The sequence below is a fragment of the Thalassospira sp. ABD4_177 genome, assembly GCF_056160125.1.
On sequence record NZ_JBSWWO010000003.1, the window covers coordinates 35,839 to 53,999 of the forward strand.

17 protein-coding genes are annotated in these 18,161 nt (G+C 55.8%); 12 read left to right on the forward strand and 5 right to left on the reverse strand.

Annotated elements, in window-relative coordinates:
• The first annotated feature begins 508 nt into the window (after window positions 1-508).
• From ACXAF0_RS16140 to phoB, 6 genes are all read left to right on the forward strand, one after another.
• The gene (locus tag ACXAF0_RS16140; protein WP_475346865.1) at window positions 509-1,543 is read left to right on the forward strand and encodes a PstS family phosphate ABC transporter substrate-binding protein; all 1,035 of its coding nucleotides are present in this window, start codon (window positions 509-511) and stop codon (window positions 1,541-1,543) included.
• 135 nt (window positions 1,544-1,678) lie between these two features.
• Complete coding sequence (pstC, locus tag ACXAF0_RS16145) at window positions 1,679-3,058, forward strand: phosphate ABC transporter permease subunit PstC (RefSeq protein WP_475346866.1); 1,380 nt, start codon at window positions 1,679-1,681, stop codon at window positions 3,056-3,058.
• Window positions 3,051-4,400, forward strand: a complete 1,350-nt coding sequence (gene pstA / locus ACXAF0_RS16150) for a phosphate ABC transporter permease PstA (RefSeq protein WP_475346867.1) — start codon at window positions 3,051-3,053, stop codon at window positions 4,398-4,400. The genes pstC and pstA overlap by 8 nt, the downstream gene beginning before the upstream one ends.
• A gap of 1 nt (window position 4,401) precedes the next feature.
• Complete coding sequence (gene pstB / locus ACXAF0_RS16155) at window positions 4,402-5,205, forward strand: phosphate ABC transporter ATP-binding protein PstB (RefSeq protein WP_475346868.1); 804 nt, start codon at window positions 4,402-4,404, stop codon at window positions 5,203-5,205.
• Window positions 5,206-5,226: 21 nt separating this feature from the next.
• Window positions 5,227-5,949: a phosphate signaling complex protein PhoU gene (gene phoU / locus ACXAF0_RS16160; RefSeq protein ID WP_475346869.1), complete on the forward strand. Its 723-nt coding sequence runs from the start codon at window positions 5,227-5,229 to the stop codon at window positions 5,947-5,949.
• Between the two features lie 17 nt (window positions 5,950-5,966).
• Complete coding sequence (gene phoB, locus ACXAF0_RS16165; protein ID WP_033067877.1) at window positions 5,967-6,665, forward strand: phosphate regulon transcriptional regulator PhoB; 699 nt, start codon at window positions 5,967-5,969, stop codon at window positions 6,663-6,665.
• A 79-nt stretch (window positions 6,666-6,744) separates the two neighbouring features.
• On the opposite strand, the gene ACXAF0_RS16170 is transcribed toward phoB, so the two are convergent.
• The gene (locus ACXAF0_RS16170; RefSeq protein ID WP_475346870.1) at window positions 6,745-8,493 is read right to left on the reverse strand and encodes a cation:proton antiporter domain-containing protein; all 1,749 of its coding nucleotides are present in this window, start codon (window positions 8,491-8,493) and stop codon (window positions 6,745-6,747) included.
• Window positions 8,494-8,765: 272 nt separating this feature from the next.
• On the opposite strand from ACXAF0_RS16170, the gene ACXAF0_RS16175 reads away from it, so the two are divergent.
• The 6 genes from ACXAF0_RS16175 (at window position 8,766) to moaE (ending at window position 15,008) form a co-directional block, all read left to right on the forward strand.
• On the forward strand, window positions 8,766-9,728 hold the full coding sequence (locus ACXAF0_RS16175; RefSeq protein ID WP_475346871.1) for a calcium/sodium antiporter: 963 nt from the start codon (window positions 8,766-8,768) through the stop codon (window positions 9,726-9,728).
• A 333-nt stretch (window positions 9,729-10,061) separates the two neighbouring features.
• On the forward strand, window positions 10,062-10,832 hold the full coding sequence (locus tag ACXAF0_RS16180) for an SDR family oxidoreductase (protein WP_475346872.1): 771 nt from the start codon (window positions 10,062-10,064) through the stop codon (window positions 10,830-10,832).
• A gap of 99 nt (window positions 10,833-10,931) precedes the next feature.
• Window positions 10,932-11,357 (forward strand): dihydroneopterin aldolase, encoded by a 426-nt coding sequence (gene folB / locus ACXAF0_RS16185; protein ID WP_475346873.1) that lies wholly within the window; start codon window positions 10,932-10,934, stop codon window positions 11,355-11,357.
• A gap of 477 nt (window positions 11,358-11,834) precedes the next feature.
• Window positions 11,835-13,772, forward strand: coding sequence for an excinuclease ABC subunit UvrC (gene uvrC / locus ACXAF0_RS16190; protein WP_475346874.1), 1,938 nt, complete (start codon window positions 11,835-11,837; stop codon window positions 13,770-13,772).
• Window positions 13,773-13,937: 165 nt separating this feature from the next.
• Window positions 13,938-14,489: a CDP-diacylglycerol--glycerol-3-phosphate 3-phosphatidyltransferase gene (pgsA, locus tag ACXAF0_RS16195; RefSeq protein ID WP_475346875.1), complete on the forward strand. Its 552-nt coding sequence runs from the start codon at window positions 13,938-13,940 to the stop codon at window positions 14,487-14,489.
• Between the two features lie 63 nt (window positions 14,490-14,552).
• Window positions 14,553-15,008: a molybdopterin synthase catalytic subunit MoaE gene (moaE, locus tag ACXAF0_RS16200; protein ID WP_475346876.1), complete on the forward strand. Its 456-nt coding sequence runs from the start codon at window positions 14,553-14,555 to the stop codon at window positions 15,006-15,008.
• A gap of 19 nt (window positions 15,009-15,027) precedes the next feature.
• Here the strand turns inward: moaE and ACXAF0_RS16205 are convergent, their stop codons facing one another.
• From ACXAF0_RS16205 to metX, 4 genes are all read right to left on the reverse strand, one after another.
• Window positions 15,028-15,318, reverse strand: a complete 291-nt coding sequence (locus tag ACXAF0_RS16205) for a hypothetical protein (RefSeq protein WP_475346877.1) — start codon at window positions 15,316-15,318, stop codon at window positions 15,028-15,030.
• Between the two features lie 14 nt (window positions 15,319-15,332).
• Window positions 15,333-16,214, reverse strand: a complete 882-nt coding sequence (locus ACXAF0_RS16210; protein WP_475346878.1) for a hypothetical protein — start codon at window positions 16,212-16,214, stop codon at window positions 15,333-15,335.
• Window positions 16,215-16,291: 77 nt separating this feature from the next.
• Window positions 16,292-16,939 carry a methionine biosynthesis protein MetW gene (gene metW / locus ACXAF0_RS16215; protein ID WP_475346879.1) on the reverse strand — a complete coding sequence of 216 codons (648 nt, stop codon included), beginning with the start codon at window positions 16,937-16,939 and terminating at the stop codon, window positions 16,292-16,294.
• Window positions 16,940-16,941: 2 nt separating this feature from the next.
• A complete protein-coding gene (gene metX / locus ACXAF0_RS16220) occupies window positions 16,942-18,102 on the reverse strand; it encodes a homoserine O-acetyltransferase MetX (RefSeq protein WP_475346880.1) in 1,161 nt (386 codons plus the stop codon).
• Window positions 18,103-18,161: the final 59 nt, after the last annotated feature.

Here is an 18,161-nt window from a genome sequence, read left to right on the forward strand (position 1 = left end):
CGTGCAAATCCGGGTGATCCGAAGGACAACTGATATGAGAGAAAGCCTCTGCGTCAAATCCCTTGACCGGGGATCACCCCGCTCTGCGGGCTTTTCCTAGCTTTTTCTCTCATATCAGTTGCCGGGCCGGTCATGTGAATGAGTTTGGACCCCAAGCAACAGTTGCGTGGAATGGCGCTTATGTAAAGTACTTGCTGGGAAATATCGCCAATTCACGGCATTCAGCAGGCCCAAAATGGCCCGATCGGGCAATTGTTACAGTTTTTGTGACAGTCCGACGTAACAGTGGGCCGAATTTGCGTGTTGGAATGAAAATTCAGTGTTTTCAGGTGCGCATGAAAAACGGCTAAGTCATTGATTTTACATAGACGAAACAGCGGTTTTTACTGCTCTGATACGTTGTCACATAACGTTAACAAAAGCGACACAATACCGTAAGCACCCAGCGGTAGAGTCCGCCTCGCAGATCGTTGCACCGTTCCGAAGTGGAACAACCATTGGGGAATTTATGATGAAGAAGACTCTTGCTGTTGCGGCGCTTATGAGCGTTGCCGTTGCTGGCGCTGCCGAAGCACGCGACCAGATTCGTATCGTTGGTTCGTCCACCGTCTTCCCGTTTGCAACCGCAGTTGCAGAAGAATTCGGTAAAACCACCTCTTTCAAAACGCCGGTTATTGAATCGACCGGTTCTGGCGGTGGTCTGAAGCTGTTCTGCGCCGGTGTAGGCGAACAGCATCCGGACATCACCAACGCTTCGCGTCGCATCAAGAAGTCCGAAGTTGAAAAATGTGCTGCTAACGGCATTTCGGAAGTTACCGAAGTTAAAGTTGGTTACGACGGTATCGTTCTGTCGAACTCCAACGCTGCCCCGCAGCTCGACCTGACCAAAGAGCAGATCTTCCTTGCTCTCGCTAAAACCGTTCCGTCCAAAGACGGCCAGTCGCTGATCGACAACCCGTACAGCACCTGGGCAGAAATCGATCCGAGCCTGCCGGATGTTAAAATCGAAGTTCTCGGCCCGCCGCCGACCTCCGGTACCCGTGATGCCTTCACCGAGCTGGTACTCGAAGAAGCTTGCGAAAGCTTCCCGGTTATCGCTGCTCTTGAAGAAACCAACGAAGACCAGTTCGACGCAGTTTGCGCTGGCGTTCGTGAAGACGGTGGCTACGTTGAGGCTGGCGAGAACGACAACCTGATCGTTCAGAAACTCGAAGCCAACCACGATGCGCTTGGCATCTTCGGCTTCTCCTTCCTTGACCAGAATGGTGACAAGCTCCAGGGCTCCATGATTGCTGGTGTTGCTCCGACCTTCGAAGCAATCTCTGCTGGCGATTACCCGGTTTCCCGTTCGCTGTACTTCTACGTGAAGAACGCGCACGTTGGCACCATCCCGGGCATCAAAGAATACCTGGCTGAATTCACCGCCGAGAAAGCATTTGGTGACGAAGGTTACCTTGCTGACCGTGGCCTCATCCCGATGGATGCAGCTGAGCGTGAAGCAGTCCGCAATGCAGCGATGAACCTTTCGCCGCTGAGCATGTAACGCGATCTTTCAACCGGTGGCAGAGCGTTCTGCCACCGGTTTCTTTGTTTTCTGCCTTGGTTTATATATAGTTTCTGTCCTATTGGCCTCACGAACTGATTTCTGCAGGCTCATCTGGCGAACGGATCTAACATAATGTCCCTGTCTTTCCTGTTGCTCGCGATTGCCGCACTTTGTGCGCTGTCCTTTTATTTTGGGCGCCAGCGGGCTGTCGCCATCTCGGGCGGCCGACACAGCAATCTTCACTCGTTGCCGGCACATTACGGGGCGTACACAGCAGCATGGTGCGGACTTCCCGCGCTGTTTCTGCTTTTGATCTGGTACATGTTCCAGGGCTCGGTGATCGAAGCGCTGATCGTTTCCGACCTGCCTGCTGAAATTCTCAATGACTCCGGACGTCTGTCGCTCGCACTGAACAGTATTTCACTGATTGCTGCGGGCAATGGCCAGCATTTGTCTGTTTCGCCGGAAATCGTCGACGCCGGTCGTCGGCTTGGCAACCTGCAGACGATCGCCAATGCGGCACTTGTTGTTCTGGTCCTTTCGGCGGCGACCCTGGGTCTTGCGATGTCGTATCGCAAGATCGAAAAGGAAATGCGCGCGCGTAACAATATTGAACGCATCGCGCGCTGGATGATGATTGCCTGCTCGGCGATTGCCATCCTCTCAACGGTTGGTATCGTTTTCTCGCTTCTGTTCGAAGCGCTGCATTTCTTCACCAAGGTCAATCCGCTCGAATTTATCTTTGGTCTGGAATGGAGCCCGCAAACCGCGATCCGCGCCGACCAGGTTGCATCCGAAGGCGCCTTTGGGGCGATCCCGCTCTTTGTCGGTACTTTGCTGATCACCCTGATCGCGATGTGTGTTGCCGTGCCGATCGGCCTGTTCTCGGCGATCTATATGGGCGAATATGCCTCCCCGAAATTCCGTGCGGTGGCCAAACCTGCACTTGAAATTCTGGCCGGTGTGCCGACCGTTGTGTACGGCTTCTTCGCAGCCCTGACCGTTGCACCCTTCCTGCGCGACAATGGCGCGCTGCTTGGTCTTGATGTCAGCTCGGAAAGTGCGTTGGCAGCGGGCCTCGTCATGGGTGTCATGATCATTCCGTTCGTCTCCTCGCTGTCTGATGACGTGATGTCGCAGGTGCCGAAATCCTTGCGCGATGGCTCTTATGGGCTGGGCGCAACCAAATCCGAAACCATTCGTAACGTGATCTTCCCGGCGGCTTTGCCCGGGATTGTCGGCGCAGTTCTGCTCGCGGTGTCGCGTGCGATTGGTGAAACCATGATTGTTGTGATGGCGGCCGGTCTTGCGGCGAACATGACGGCAAACCCGCTTCAGGCTGTAACAACCGTAACCGTGCAGATCGTGACCCTTCTGGTCGGTGACCAGGAGTTTGACAGTGCCAAAACCCTCTCGGCCTTTGCGTTGGGGCTGGTTCTTTTCCTTGTCACCTTGGGCTTGAACGTATTTGCCCTTAAGGTTGTTCAGAAGTATCGCGAGAAATATGACTGATATGGCATCTCTTATGGAAGACAGAGCTGCGGCCAAGGTGATCTCTGACAATCTGCGCAAGCCGGTTGACTGGGACAGCCCGAAAATCGCCCGCAACATCAAAAAACGCTACGCTGCTGAACGCCGCTTTAAAATGTATGGCCTTGCTGCGATCGGTATCGCGCTTCTGGCCCTGTTCGTTCTGGCATTCTCGATCGGCTCGAAAGGCTACAGCGCCTTTTACCAGACCTATGTCCAGCTCGAAGTCACCTTCGACCCGGCCGTGATCGACCCGGACGGGACCGGCGATCCGGACGTGATCGGGCGGGCAAACTTTGACGGTCTGATCAAACAGTCCCTGCGCGAACGCTTCCCGGACGTGACGTCTCGCAGCGAGAAACGCAACCTGTATGGCATCGTTTCGGGTGGTGCCTCTTATGATCTGCGTGAACGGGTTCTCGAAAATCCGAGCCTGATCGGGCAGACGCGCACCATCTGGCTGATCTCGGGTGATGATTTCGATATGCTCAACAAGGGCTATATCGATCCGACCGTCGATGAAGGCGACCGTCGCCTCAACGATCAGGAAGTCGGCTGGTATAACGAACTGGTCGAAGCCGGTGCGGTGGAAAAACAGTTCCACACCCGCTTCTTCACCAGTGGTGACTCCCGCGAGCCGGAACTGGCTGGCATCTGGGGGGCGGCTGTTGGCTCGTTCTATACCCTGCTTGTCACCCTGGCATTGTCCTTCCCGATTGGGGTTCTTGCTGCGGTTTACCTGGAAGAGTTCGCACCGAAGAACCGCTTCACCCAGATTGTTGAAGTCAACATCAACAACCTGGCCGCTGTCCCGTCCATCGTCTTTGGTCTGCTCGGTCTTGAGGTGTACCTTAATGTCATGCATCTGCCGCGTTCGGCGCCGGTTGTTGGTGGTTTGACGCTGGCCCTGATGACGCTTCCGACGATCATTATTGCCTCGCGGGCTGCGATCAAGGCGGTGCCGCCGTCGATCCGCCAGGCCGCCCTTGGCTTGGGCGCATCCCCGGTTCAGACCGTGACCCATCATGTTTTGCCGCTGGCAATGCCGGGCATTCTGACCGGCACGATCATTGGCATGGCCCAGGCACTGGGTGAAACCGCACCGCTTCTGATGATCGGGATGGTCGCCTTTATTGTTGATATCCCGGGCGGGGCACTTGACCCGGCAACGGTTCTGCCGGTCCAGATCTATCTGTGGGCGGACAGCCCGGAACGTGCCTTTGTCGAGAAAACCTCGGCAGCGATTATGGTGTTGCTGGCATTCCTTGTCCTGATGAATGGACTGGCTGTGTATCTGCGCAAAAAATTTGAACGGAAGTGGTAAAATGGCTGCTGTATCCCAGAGCGCAATGACGGCAGAGCCGTCGGTCGAAAAACCGAAAATGACCGCGCGTAACCTTGATCTTTTCTATAGCGATAATCAGGCTCTCTATGAGGTCAACCTTGATATTGCCGAAAAGCAGGTTACCTCGCTGATTGGCCCGTCGGGCTGTGGTAAATCCACCTTCCTGCGCTGCCTGAACCGCATGAATGACACCATCGACGGTGTCACCATCAAAGGCGAAGTCACCCTTGATGGCCGCGACATTTATGACAAGCGCATCGACGTGGTTCAGCTGCGCGCGCGCATCGGCATGGTGTTCCAGAAACCGAACCCGTTCCCGAAATCGATCTATGACAACGTGGCCTATGGCCCGCGCATTCATGGTCTGGTCAATTCGCGTGACGAGCTTGACGAAATCGTCATGACCTCGCTTGAACGTGCCGGCCTTCTCAAGGAAGTCAAAGATCGCCTGCAGTCGCCGGCAACCGGTCTTTCCGGTGGTCAGCAGCAGCGCCTGTGCATCGCCCGTGCGGTTGCCGTCAGCCCGGAAGTCATCCTGATGGATGAGCCGTGCTCGGCGCTTGATCCGATCGCGACCGCCAAGGTCGAGGAACTGATTGACGAGCTGCGCTCGAACTACACGATCGTGATCGTGACCCACTCCATGCAGCAGGCTGCCCGTGTGTCACAGCGCACCGCGTTCTTCCACCTGGGCAAGCTGGTCGAAGTCGGCGAAACCGATCAAATCTTTACCAACCCGAAGGACGAACGCACCAAGGGTTACATTACCGGCCGCTTCGGTTAAGTGAGCCAGGAGTACGCATAAATGGCTGAAGATCATACCCATATCGTAAGTTCGTTCGACGAGGAACTGACCCGTCTGAACAACATCATCTCGCAAATGGGCGGGCTTGCCGAAAGCCAGCTTATTTCGTCGATCCGCTCGATCGTCAAACGCGATTCCGAGCTGGCCGAAAAAGTCATCCTGTCCGATCAGCGCATCGACGTTCTCGAACAGGAAGTCCAGGACTTTGCCGTTCGTCTGCTGGCGCTCCGTCAGCCGATGGCAGATGACCTGCGTCAGGTCGTGACCGCGCTCAAGCTGTCGAACGATCTCGAACGCATTGGTGATTTGGCCAAAAACATCGCCAAACGCGCCCAGGTCCTGAACCAGATCCCGCCGATCCGCCCGGTTCAGGCGATCCCGAACATGGCCAAGCTGGCCCAGGAAATCATCAAGGATGTCCTGGACGCCTATATCGAAGGCGATGCCGACAAGGCCCACCGTGTCTGGGAACGCGATCAGGAAGTGGACGATATGTACAATTCGCTGTTCCGCGAATTGCTGACCTACATGATGGAAGATCCGCGCAACATCACCGCGTCGACCCATCTGTTGTTCATTGCCAAGAACATCGAACGTATTGGCGACCACGCCACCAACATCGCCGAAACGATCTATTACCGGATCAAGGGCGAGGACCTGCCGGGTGTTGACCGGCCAAAAAACGACGCAGCGAACTTCGCTGTTGTCGAACCGAATGAGTGACACTGGAGCATAGGAAGATGGACCCAACGGTTCTTATCGTCGAGGACGAAGCTGCAATCGTAACCATGTTGCGCTACAACCTCGAACGCGAGGGGATGCAGGTCGTCGAAGCCGGAGACGGTGACGAAGCGTTGAAAATCATGGCAGAAACCCATGTCGATCTGGTTTTGCTCGACTGGATGTTGCCCGTCATGTCGGGGATCGAGGTCTGCCGCCAGATCCGCCGCAAGCCCGAAAGCCGGGATCTTCCGGTGATCATGGTCACCGCACGCGGCGAAGAAGGCGACCGTATTCGCGGCCTTGATACCGGCGCGGATGACTATGTCACCAAACCGTTTGCCATTGGCGAGCTGCTGGCCCGTATCCGGGCGCTTCTGCGTCGGTCCGGTCCGGCGCAACCACAGGGGCAGTTGATCTATTCCGACATCGAAATGGATCTCGCCGCTCACCGTGTCAGCCGCAATGGCAAGGCGATCCATCTTGGCCCGACGGAATTCCGTCTGCTGCGCTATTTCCTTGAACATCCGGGACGGGTTTTCTCGCGCGAACAGTTGCTGAATGCGGTCTGGGGCCCGAACATCTATGTCGAAACCCGCACTGTTGACGTTCATATCCGTCGCCTGCGCAAGGCACTCAATGACGTCAAAGGCACCCGCGATATCATCCGCACCGTCCGTGCGGCCGGTTATGCGCTGGATTCCGAAACCGCGGCCTAAGCCGTTTTGACACGCGATCCAATGAAAAACCCCCGTTGCGATGCGCAGCGGGGGTTTTTGTTTTAAATCCGGAATGGCTTTACGGGGTGTCCTCGGCCGGTTTGTCGGTTTCCTCGGAACTTCTCTGTTTTCGCTGTGTGCGCGGCGCCAGTTCGTTCATCAACAGCATATCGGCCCGGCGGAATTTGGCGATTTCGGCATCGATATCTTCCTGCGGCACCTCGCAGGCGGCCAGAACGTGATCCGATAACCGCAAGCCGGTTTCAAGTACCTCCGGGATGGCGGCATCCGCGCCATGGCGTGACAGCGGCCCGATATGGGTGATGTCCTGCGCACGGGCAAAAATCTTCAGATGCGGATAATGCTGGCGCAACAGCGCAACCGTCTTCTCCGTCGCATGCGGGTTCCCCATGGCAACAACCGCAATTTTTGCTTCGTCGGTATGTGCCGCCCGGAAGGTTTCCGGTCTTGACCCGTCGGCAAAGTAAACTGGTAGGCCTTCGGCCCGGCCACGCGAAACCTGCTGGGCGTCACTATCAAGCACCAGGAACGGGATGTTCCGGGTTTTAAGCAACCGCGCCAGAACCCGGCCAACGCGCCCGCTGCCGATCACCAGAACATGCTGCTGAATGCCCTCGGACTCTTCGGCGATCTTGCCAAGCTGGTCTTCTTCCTTGGGATGGAGCTTTTCCTCGATCTTGTGACCAAGGCTGATCAGGGTCGGGGTCAGGGCCATGGAAATCGCCACCACCGGGATCAGCATCGCCGCAATATCAAGCGGCACCGCCCCGTTCTGGGCCGCCAGGGCAAACATCACAAAGGCAAATTCACCACCCGCCGCGAGGCTCATCGCGACCCGGATCGCGAGACCGGTTTCAAACCGCATGGCACGCGCCAGTCCGAACAGAACCGCCGTCTTGATGGCGAGCAACAAGACAAGCCACATGACGATGGTGCCGAACTGGTTATAAACCACGTCGGCATTGACCGACATGCCCACCGACATGAAGAACAGCGACAGGAACACCCCACGGAACGGCGAGATATCGGCTTCGATCTGATGGCGGAATTCGGTTTCGGCCAGCATCACGCCTGCAATGAAGGCCCCCAGCGCCATCGAAAGACCGGAAACTTCGGTAAGGGTGCTGGCCGCCAGCACGACAAACAATGTGCCAATGGCAAACAGTTCCGGGTTTTTAAGCGACGCGATATAGCGAAACAGTCGCGGCAAGACATAACGCCCAACCAGCAACAGCAACGCAACCGACCCGAAACCAAGCAGTATGCTCATCCACGGGCTGGTTTCCGTTCCGGCATTGCCTGCCGCCTGCACCATGATCAGGAACGGGCCAACCGCCACGTCTTGTAGCAACAGGATGGCAAGGGCGGCACGGCCAAACCGGGTATTGAGCTGCCGGTCGTCAGAAAGCTGTTTTAGGATGATCGCAGTCGATGAAAGCGCAAGCGCACCGGCAATGACAAGCGCCGTGGGCAGCGCATACTCCATCGCCACCAGAAGCCCCAAAAGGGCTGCCATCGACACCACAATCTGCAAAACACCAAGCCCGGCAAAGCGTCCGCCAATAACCCGCAGGCGATCACGCGAAAGCTCCAACCCGATCATGAACAGCAGGAAGACAACGCCAAGTTCGGCAACAGTTGAAATGTCTTCGCGTTCGGAAATCAGGCCAAAGCCGAACGGTCCGATAAAGAAACCACCAATCAGAAATCCGATAATCGAATTCGCACGAAGCTTGTGCGCAATCGGAACCGCAATGATCGCGGCAGTCAGAATAAGGAACAGCTCGAACAGAACGCTGTGATGCATGGCGAAAATCGATCCGGCAGGCGGTTAAATATCTGAAAATAACGAGATTAACAGGATAACGAAAATAACCCTGCCAGTCGTGGGTAAATTTGACGCATGTGAAAAATTCACACCCCTGTCGCAGCATCCGGTTCTGGCGCGCCGTGATGTGCTTAAACGTTTGCGTGCGCACAATGTCACATCCTGATGACTTGCCATTCGGCTTGCCAAATGCCATCTTCCGCGGGCCTGACAAAAGGCCGGTTTAATCGCTTTTCAAACGAGCAGACATTTTGGAACAACTTATCCCCTATCTTCAGATCATCGCAGGTCTTGTTTTACTGACAGCAGGTGGTGAATTCATCGTAAGGGGGGCGGTTGGTCTCGCACTTTTGCTCGGCGTTTCCAAAGTCATTGTCGGTCTGACAATTGTCGCCGCCGGGACATCGGCGCCGGAATTTGTCGTTTCGCTGAATGCGTCCCTTAAGGGCACGGCCGATATCGCCATGGGCAACGTTGTTGGCTCCAACATTGCCAATATCCTGCTTATTCTCGGGGCGGTCGCATTGCTCAAACCTGTCGCGGCGTCGCGTGTGACGGTTGTGCGCGACGGGGGCACCATGTTGCTTGGCACTTTGCTGTTCATTGGTTTGTGCATGTTTGGTGTGATCGAACGCTGGGCTGGGGCGATCATGCTCTGTGTGTTGGCCGCGATCTGGTACTTCACCTACAAGCATGACAAAAATTCACCCAGCGAAGCCAGCCACCTGCATGAAGAAGAAGTCGATGAAATCGGTGAAAAGCCCAAAGGCTGGACCAAGCCGATCATTGCGACCGTGATCGGCATTGTCGGTCTGATGCTTGGTGCGGACTGGCTGGTTGAAGGCGGGGTAACGGTGGCCCGTCAATTTGGCGTCTCCGAGGCGGTCATTGGCCTCACCCTTGTGGCGTTCGGCACCTCCTTGCCCGAACTGGCTGCATCGGTGGTTGCTGCTTTCCGCGGGCATTCCGATGTTGCGCTGGGCAACGTATTTGGCTCAAACCTTTTGAACCTGCTGGTGATCATTGGTGGTGTTTCACTGATCGCGCCGATCCCGGTGCCAGAGCAGATCATGAATTCCGATATCTGGATCATGCTGGCTGTAACGGTGGGTTTGCTGGGCGTTGCCTATGCCCTGCGCAAGATTTCGCGCATCACCGGTGTGGCATTCGTGATTGCTTATCTGGTCTATGTCTTCCAACTTGTCGTAGCATAAAGCATATTGCGTCTAATCTGCCCCATTTTGCCGGAGAGAACCTTCTGTCCGGCGAGGAAAGGACCGCAGTACGTAGCGGGGCTACGTGCAAGGAGCTTGACGCTGCGGGGCGGAAGGTTCTCCCGGCCCGAAGGGTTTGTTTTTGGCGGCGTTTCGCGGCGTTACACCGTTTGACCGATGCACCGCATCGCTCTGCACGCTGTGCCTTGCCAAACGACACGCCAAAAACAAACACAATGGAGCAGATTAGACGCAATATGCTTTAATCAGTTCAATCAGGTTCCGGCGAAGCCGTTATAAGACCGGGACCACATGACAAGGATCGAGGCAGCGATGACAGCTCAGTCTCCAAAGTCGGTTTTGATTACTGGTGCTGCAAAACGCATCGGCCGGGCGGTCACCCTTGATCTTGCGCGTGATGGCTATGACATCGCCCTTCATTGCAATAATTCGCGCAGCGACGCCGAAGCCCTGGCAGGCGAGGTGCGCGATCTTGGCCGGCGCGCTTGTGTTGTTTCCGCCGATCTGACCAACGAAGAAGACGCCCATCGTCTGCTGGCCGATGCCAAAGACCAGCTTGGCCCGATCGGGGTTCTGATCAATAACGCCTCGACCTTTGAATATGATGATGTGAAGACTGCGACCCGCGAAAGCTGGGATCTGCATATGGAAACCAATCTGCGTGCGCCCTTTGTCCTGTCGCAAGAGTTCGCCAAACACCTGCCAGACGATTGCAAGGGGGCAATCATTAACCTGATTGATCAGCGCGTTTGGAATCTGACCCCGCATTTCATGACCTATACATTGTCAAAAGCCGGGCTTTGGACCCTGACCCAGACACTTTCCTTGGCATTGGCGCCAAAAATTCGGGTCAATGCCATCGGTCCGGGGCCGGCACTGCCTAGTAGCCGACAAACACAGGAAGATTTCGACGCGCAATGCGCGAAAACACCCCTGAAAATAGGGACAAACCCGCAAGAGATTTGCGACGCGGTTCGATTTTTCCTTGCCGCGCCGGCCATCACCGGGCAAATGTTAGCCCTTGACGGCGGGCAGCACCTTGATTGGGCGCCCAGTGGCGAAGACGATGCCCCCAACGAATGATGCCCGGTCGTGATGGGATAAATCACTGCCAAACATCGGGCCGGACGTGCGTGGTGATGCTGGAACCGCGCAAGAAAGCAGCACAAGGAAGACCGGAATATGACCGCAGGCCTTAAAAAGGATGCCAAAATTACGACACTGCCCTTTGCCGACTTGGCGGGCAGCCTGCGCCGTGTCTTTGTGCGTGACATGATCATTCACACCTCGATCGGGGTGTATGAACACGAAAAGGAAGCCCCGCAACGCGTTCGGATCAATCTTGATCTCGAAGTGCTCGAAGGCGACGGTGTTCAGAATGACGACATCACCACCGTGCTCAGCTACGAAGATCTGGTTGTCGGCACCCGTCGCATTTGCCAGGACGGTCACACCAATCTTGTGGAAACCCTTGGGGAAAAACTCGCCGATATGTGCCTTGCCGATCCGCGCGTTCGCAAGGTGATCGTCAGAGTTGAAAAGCTCGACGTTTTTGAAGACGTCACGGCAGTTGGTGTTGAAATCGAACGCCACAATAACGCGCGCTGATTACAGCAAACGATCCCGAAAAAATTTACTTTTCCGAGCCGGCAATCGAAGGGACTCTATGATTCCTCTAGGCCGAATCGCGATTGTGCTTATTCACAAGCATCTGGCGAATGTGAATCAAAGGAAAATATTCGATTTTTACGACTGTATTACCGAATGATTTCATGTTGACAGTATTTTTATTGAAGTAAATCAACAACTTAACTGTTTTGCTCAATAAATGGGCACTTCACAGAACGTTAAGACTCTCAAGGGGTGCAGGAAGTCACCCCCCTATTACCCACATAGTTATCCACAGACTTGGTGGACATCTTTTTTGGCATGGCGATTCCCCGAGATGCAGTTGCGATGTTAATCTTTTCCGCTATGTTCCAAAGCGTGTTTGCCAGTGACGATCGTCACAACTTTGGATGTATTTTAGAGTCCGTTGCTGCCCTGTTGAACAGCGCCATATTTACGTGATCGCGGAGTGCCTTGATGAAGCCACCAGTTTCCCCCGAAAACCCGACCGGGGATGATGCCCCGAAACGGGAAATCGGTTTGTCCCTTGATGGTGACAAAACCGAAGGCGGGGCGGCAAGGGGTGTCGAGGCGATCAAGCATGCGCTGAAAACCATGCCGGGGTCGCCTGGCGTCTATCGCATGATCGATGACAAGGATCGTGTGCTCTATGTCGGCAAGGCCAAGAACCTTAAAAAACGCGTGGTGTCCTATACCCGCATCATGCAGTTGCCGATCCGCATTGCCCGCATGGTGGCCCAGACGGTGCGGATGGAAATCATCACCACCCATACAGAGGCCGAAGCCCTTCTTCTTGAATCCAACCTGATCAAGAAGCTCAAACCGCGCTACAACATCCTGCTGCGTGATGATAAAAGCTTTCCCTATATCCTGATCACCGAGGATCACGACTATCCGCGCATCGTCAAACATCGTGGCGCACGCGCCAAGGATGGCAGTTGCTTTGGTCCCTTTGCCTCGGCCTGGGCGGTCAACAATACGATTAACCATCTACAACGTGCCTTTTTGCTGCGTTCGTGCACCGATGGTGTGTTTGCCAACCGTTCGCGCCCGTGCCTGCTGTATCAAATCAAACGCTGTGCTGCCCCCTGTGTCGATCGGATTTCCAAGTCCGAGTATGACGGGCTTGTTGATATTTGCCGGGACTTCCTGACCGGGCGCAGCCAGAAAATCCTCAAGCAGCTTGAAGCAGACATGATGGATGCGTCGGAAAAGATGGAGTTCGAACAGGCCGCGATGTATCGCGACCGTATCCGTGCGCTCAGCCAGATCCGCTCGCATCAGGACATCAACCTCGAAGGTGTCGAAGAGGCCGATGTGATTGCGCTCCATCAGGAAGGCGGCCAAAGCTGCGTGCAGGTGTTCTTCTTCCGCTCGGGCTCGAACTATGGCAACCGGTCCTACTTCCCGCGCCATGAACAGTCGGCCGAAATCCCGGAAATCCTCTCGGCCTTTGTCGGACAGTTCTATGCCGACAAACCTGCCCCCAAGCAGGTCTTTCTCTCGCACGAGATCGAAGGCCAGGAACTGGTCGAAACAGCACTTGGCGTAAATAACAATCGCAAGATCGAATTGCTTGTGCCCAAGCGCGGCGGCAAGCGCAAGCTGGTCGAACATGCCCTAACCAATGCCAAGGATGCCCTGGGGCGCCGACTGGCCGAAAGTGCTACCCAGCGCAAGCTGCTTGAAGATCTGGCCGACAAGCTTGATCTCGAAAGCACGCCCGAACGGATCGAGGTATACGATAACTCCCACACCCAAGGCACCAATATGGTCGGCGGCATGATTGTCGCTGGGGCTGAGGGCTTCATGAAAAACGCCTATCGCAAATTCAACATCAAGGGCGATATCGCACCGGGTGATGACTTTGCCATGATGCGCGAAGTCTTAACGCGTCGCTTTGCCCGCGCGCAAAAAGAAGACCCGGACCGTGAAAACGGCACCTGGCCGGATCTGTGCCTGATTGACGGGGGTCTGGGTCAGCTCGGTGTGGCGCGCGAAGTGCTCGAAGATCTCGGCATCGAAGACGTCATGCTGGTCGGTGTCGCCAAGGGGGTGGATCGAAATGCCGGCAAGGAAGTCCTGCACATTCCCGGCAAGGCGCCGGTGCGTCTCGATATGAAGGATCCGGTGCTTTACTTCATTCAGCGCCTGCGTGATGAAGCCCACCGTTGGGCAATTGGCACCCATCGCGCCAAACGCGCCAAGCAGATCGGCAAAAGCGTTCTGGATTCGGTACCCGGTGTCGGCGGTGCGCGCAAAAAGGCGCTTTTGCATCACTTCGGCTCGGCCCGCGGGGTGGCGGATGCCGGTCTGGCCGACCTTGAAGCCGTCGATGGCATCAGTGCTGCGCTCGCTCGAAAGATTTATGATCATTTCCACGAAGGAAAGTGATCACTTTCGCGCCTGAATGTTGCGATAGCGAACAATGGGAAAGCAGCCCTTGTGGTATATGCCTCAAGCCTTTAATAATTGCGCGGCTTTGGGCGGTGATGTGCCCGGGGCCGTGACGACAACCGTGACGCCATCGCAATAAAATCCGTCAAACAGGCCCCGTTTATGAAGAACCAGATTCCCAATCTGCTGACCATGTCGCGCATATTCGTAATTCCGGCGCTGATTGCGTCGTTTTACATCAATGGTCCGGTTGGCAACTGGATCGGCTTTGCCCTGTTTGCTTTTGCCGGGGTGACGGACTTCTTTGACGGCTATCTGGCGCGCAGCATGAATGTGGTCTCCCCGCTTGGTCGTTTTCTTGATCCGATTGCCGACAAGCTGCTGGTGGCGGCGGCCCTGATGATGATGGTGGCATTTGAACGCATTTCCGGTTTTGCGGTATTGCCCGCGGTGATCATCATGTGCCGCGAAATCATGGTTTCGGGCCTGCGCGAACATCTGGCCGAGATCAAGGTGCCGCTGCCGGTCACGGTGCTTGCCAAATGGAAAACCACGGCACAGATTCTGGCCATCGGCTTCCTTCTGGTTGGCGATGCGTCGCCCGAAATGATCCCCTCGATCCTGATTGGTGATATCCTGCTGTGGATTGCCGGGATCGTCACGGTTCAGACCGGCTATATTTATCTGCGCACCGGCCTCAAGCATCTCGACTAGGGCCGGATCCCAAGGTGGGACCCAAGGGCAGAACCCCATTTCACGCAATCCGGGACGGCGACAATGTCACGCGTTTCTGTTCAGCAACATGATTTTGACCCAGGTGCCGAACTTTCGGCTCTGGCCGATGGCCGTACCGATATCGGGGCGGCGGTCAGTTTTGTCGGGTTGGTGCGTGATATTCACGGTGGGGATAATGTCTCTGCCCTGACGCTGGATCACTATCCGGGCATGACCGAACGCGAACTGGAAAAGATCGCCGATGAGGCCGCGGCGCGCTGGCCGCTTGATGACATCCGCATCGTCCATCGCTTTGGCCGCATGTTGCCCGGCGAACGTATTGTTCTGGTGATTGTTCTGTCCGCCCATCGCCGGGCTGCGTTCGAGGCCTGCGACTTCATCATGGATTTCCTGAAAACCCGCGCCCCATTCTGGAAACGTGAAGAAACCCCGGATGGCGGTGATAAATGGGTCGAGGCAAAGGCATCCGATGATGCCGATGCCGACCGCTGGAAATAGCCGCTTCCGACCCGGGTTGTCAGATAAACTTCGCCAGGATCGATACCAGTTTCTCAAGCCCCTGCTGCAGGGCTGCGGCATCATTGACTTGCTGGCGCAGTTTCGCCATTTCCGCCATATCGATATCATCAACTTCCATCGCGTTACTGAGCTGCGCTGTCTGGAGGGTGGCAAGGTGGCTGGCGGCCTTGTCCAGGTGGGGTTTGGATTTGACCTGTTCGTTGATCGACGCCCCCTGATAGGTGACAGCGGCATCTGTGTAGGCCTGCTGCGCATCTGCAAGCAGCTGTCCGAATGTCTGGCTCATCATGATCTCCCTGTTTCCTAGTTGGTCGCGGTTTCAAGCAACCCGGTGCCGTGTGTTACAAGTTCTGCCGGGCTGAGGCTGCCGATCTGATCGGAAAGCTTGATGCCGTCTTCGACCGCACTGATCAGGGAAGCCATATCAAGCTTGGCGTAATTGTCGATCTGACCTTGCAGCTTGTTGCCAAGCGCCGAGGCGGTGACAAAGGCACGCAGGGTATCGGCCTGCATGGTGCTTTCATTTGCGATCAGGTTTTCCCAACGCTGCCACCAGGCCTCGACAAGCAGTTTCTCGGCTTCGGGGTTGTTGTGCTCCTGGCTTTTGATCTGATTAAGCTCGGCAATCAGGGTGCTGCGCCGGGTGATGAATTGCGGCGGGGTGCGGGCGAAATCACTGCTGATGGTCGCCAGTTGCTTGCGCAGTTTTTCAAGGATCGGACCCGATTGCGTCACCGCCGACGCGCCCAAGGCTGATCCGGCTTCGATATTGTCAAAGATCGCGACAAACTGCTGATACTGGCTTCGCAGATCCTTGAGCGTGCTCTGCCATTTGCGCGCGACATCCGGGTCAATCTTTACTGCGTCGGGATCAAGCAGGGTGTCGATATTGGCGGCTGTGACCTTGCCGGTAAATGCCTCGATATTGGCAACGAATTGGCTGCGTTTGGCGCTATCGGATTTCGGGAAGGGCGCGAACTGGGTGCTATAGGCCGCGTCATAGTGATCGAACGCCTGCTCGGTGGCGCTGCCAAATTGTGTGACCGACAGTTTCAGCGTTTCGGCCTTCTGGCTGCAGGCGGCAAGCAGGGTGATCGCGCCGATCAGAAAGCTACGGCGGATAAATGGTATGAGGATTGAAATGGTCATATCGGCCCCGTCTGATGATTTTGCCCGATCGGGCATCAGGTTTCAGACGGGGACGGGATCAGTTTGTGATCTGCGCAGGCTGATTGTTTGATGAAAACGAATAATCGTGCTGATTATTTGCTCAGCATGAAAAGCGCCTGATTGCCAAAGAAGTTGGAAAATCGGGTCTGACTGCCAAGGCTGAGTTTTGAGCCCGCTTCATTCAAAACCATCATGCAATCGATCGTCAGATTCATTTCTTCACACAGCCCAACGAAGTCCAGAACTGTGCAGAAATGGATGTTTGGCGTCTCATACCACATGATCGGCAGGTTGGGGTTTTGCGGCATGCGGCCGCGGAACATCAGATCAAACCGCGCGCGCCAATGTCCGAAATTCGGGAAGGACACAATCGCCTGCTTGCCGATGCGAAGCAACTCCGACAGGACTTCTTTCGGGCGCTGGGTTGCCTGCAAAGTCTGGCTGAGAATGGCATAGTCAAAGGCGCCATCCGGGTAGTCGCCGAGATCCCGGTCGGCATCGCCCTGCATCACCGGCAAGCCTTGCGCGACGCAATTGCGCACTCCTTCGTTCGATAGCTCAAGCCCGCGGCCATCAACCTTCTTGGTGCGGGTGAGATAGCCCAGTAGTTCGCCGTCGGCGCACCCGATATCAAGCACGCGCGTGCCCGGATCGATCATGTCGGCGATCAGCTGCAGGTCGACGCGGATACGGTCGCTGTGCGCCGGGATGTCCGTGGCGTTTGAAATCGTTTCTTCCATGATTATTTAAGCCCCCGGCCTTCGGCAGCGCCTTCGATAAAGCCGCTCAGAACCATGTGGAAATCCGGCTCATCAAGCAGGAATGCGTCATGGCCCTTGTCACTTTCAATTTCGACACAGCTGACATTGCAAGACGCCGCGTTTAGTGCATGCGCAACAATGCGGCTTTCGGCGGTGGTAAAGCACCAGTCACTGGAAAACGAGACAACACAGAACCGGGTTTTGCAGCCCCGGAACGCCTCGGCCAGACGGCCATCATATTCCAGTGACAGATCAAAATAATCCATCGCACGCGTGATATAGAGATAGCTGTTGGCATCAAACCGGTCGACGAAGCTTTTGCCCTGATGGCGCAGATAGCTTTCGATCTGGAAATCATTGTCGAAGCTATAAGTGATCGCCCCACGGTTCTGCAGCTTACGGCCGAATTTGCGATGCAGGGCCGGTTGCGACAGATAGGTGATGTGCGCAGTCATGCGCGCGACAGCCAACCCGCGCGAGGGCTTCTTACCTTCAAGCAGATAGTTCCCCCCACACCAGTCCGGATCGGCCATGACGGCCTGACGCCCGACTTCGTGAAAGGCGATGTTTTGCGCCGAATGGCGGAACGAGGTCGCAATCGGGGCGGCGGCGTAAACGCGCTCCGGATAGCTTTTGCACCATTCAAGAACCTGCATGCCGCCCATCGACCCGCCAATAACGGCAAACAGCATGTCGATGCCCAACGCGTCAATCAGCATGGTCTGGGCGCGCACCATATCGGCAATGGTGATGACCGGGAAATCAAGGCCCCACGGCTTGCCGGTTTCGGGATTGATTTCCTTGGGGCCGGTACTGCCAAGGCAGCCGCCAATCACATTGCTGCAGATGACAAAATACTTGTCGGTATCAATAATCTTGCCGGGTCCGACAATCTCGGACCACCAGCCTTCCTTGCCGGTGATCGGATGGACGTCATCGGCAACATATTGATCACCTGTCAGGGCATGGCAGACCAGAATCGCATTGGATTTATCGGCATTGAGTTCGCCATAGGTCTGATATGCCAGCGTGAAGGGGCCAAATTCCACACCGCTGTCCAGGCGCAGCTTTTCCGTCTCGCCGAGCACCATGTGGTGACCGGGAAGTGGGGGGCGCTTTTCTGTGTCGGTTGCGGTGGGCATGAATGGCTGTTTCCTTGTTTATTAGATGATTTTTCGCACAAACTGGCGCTCCGCTGTCG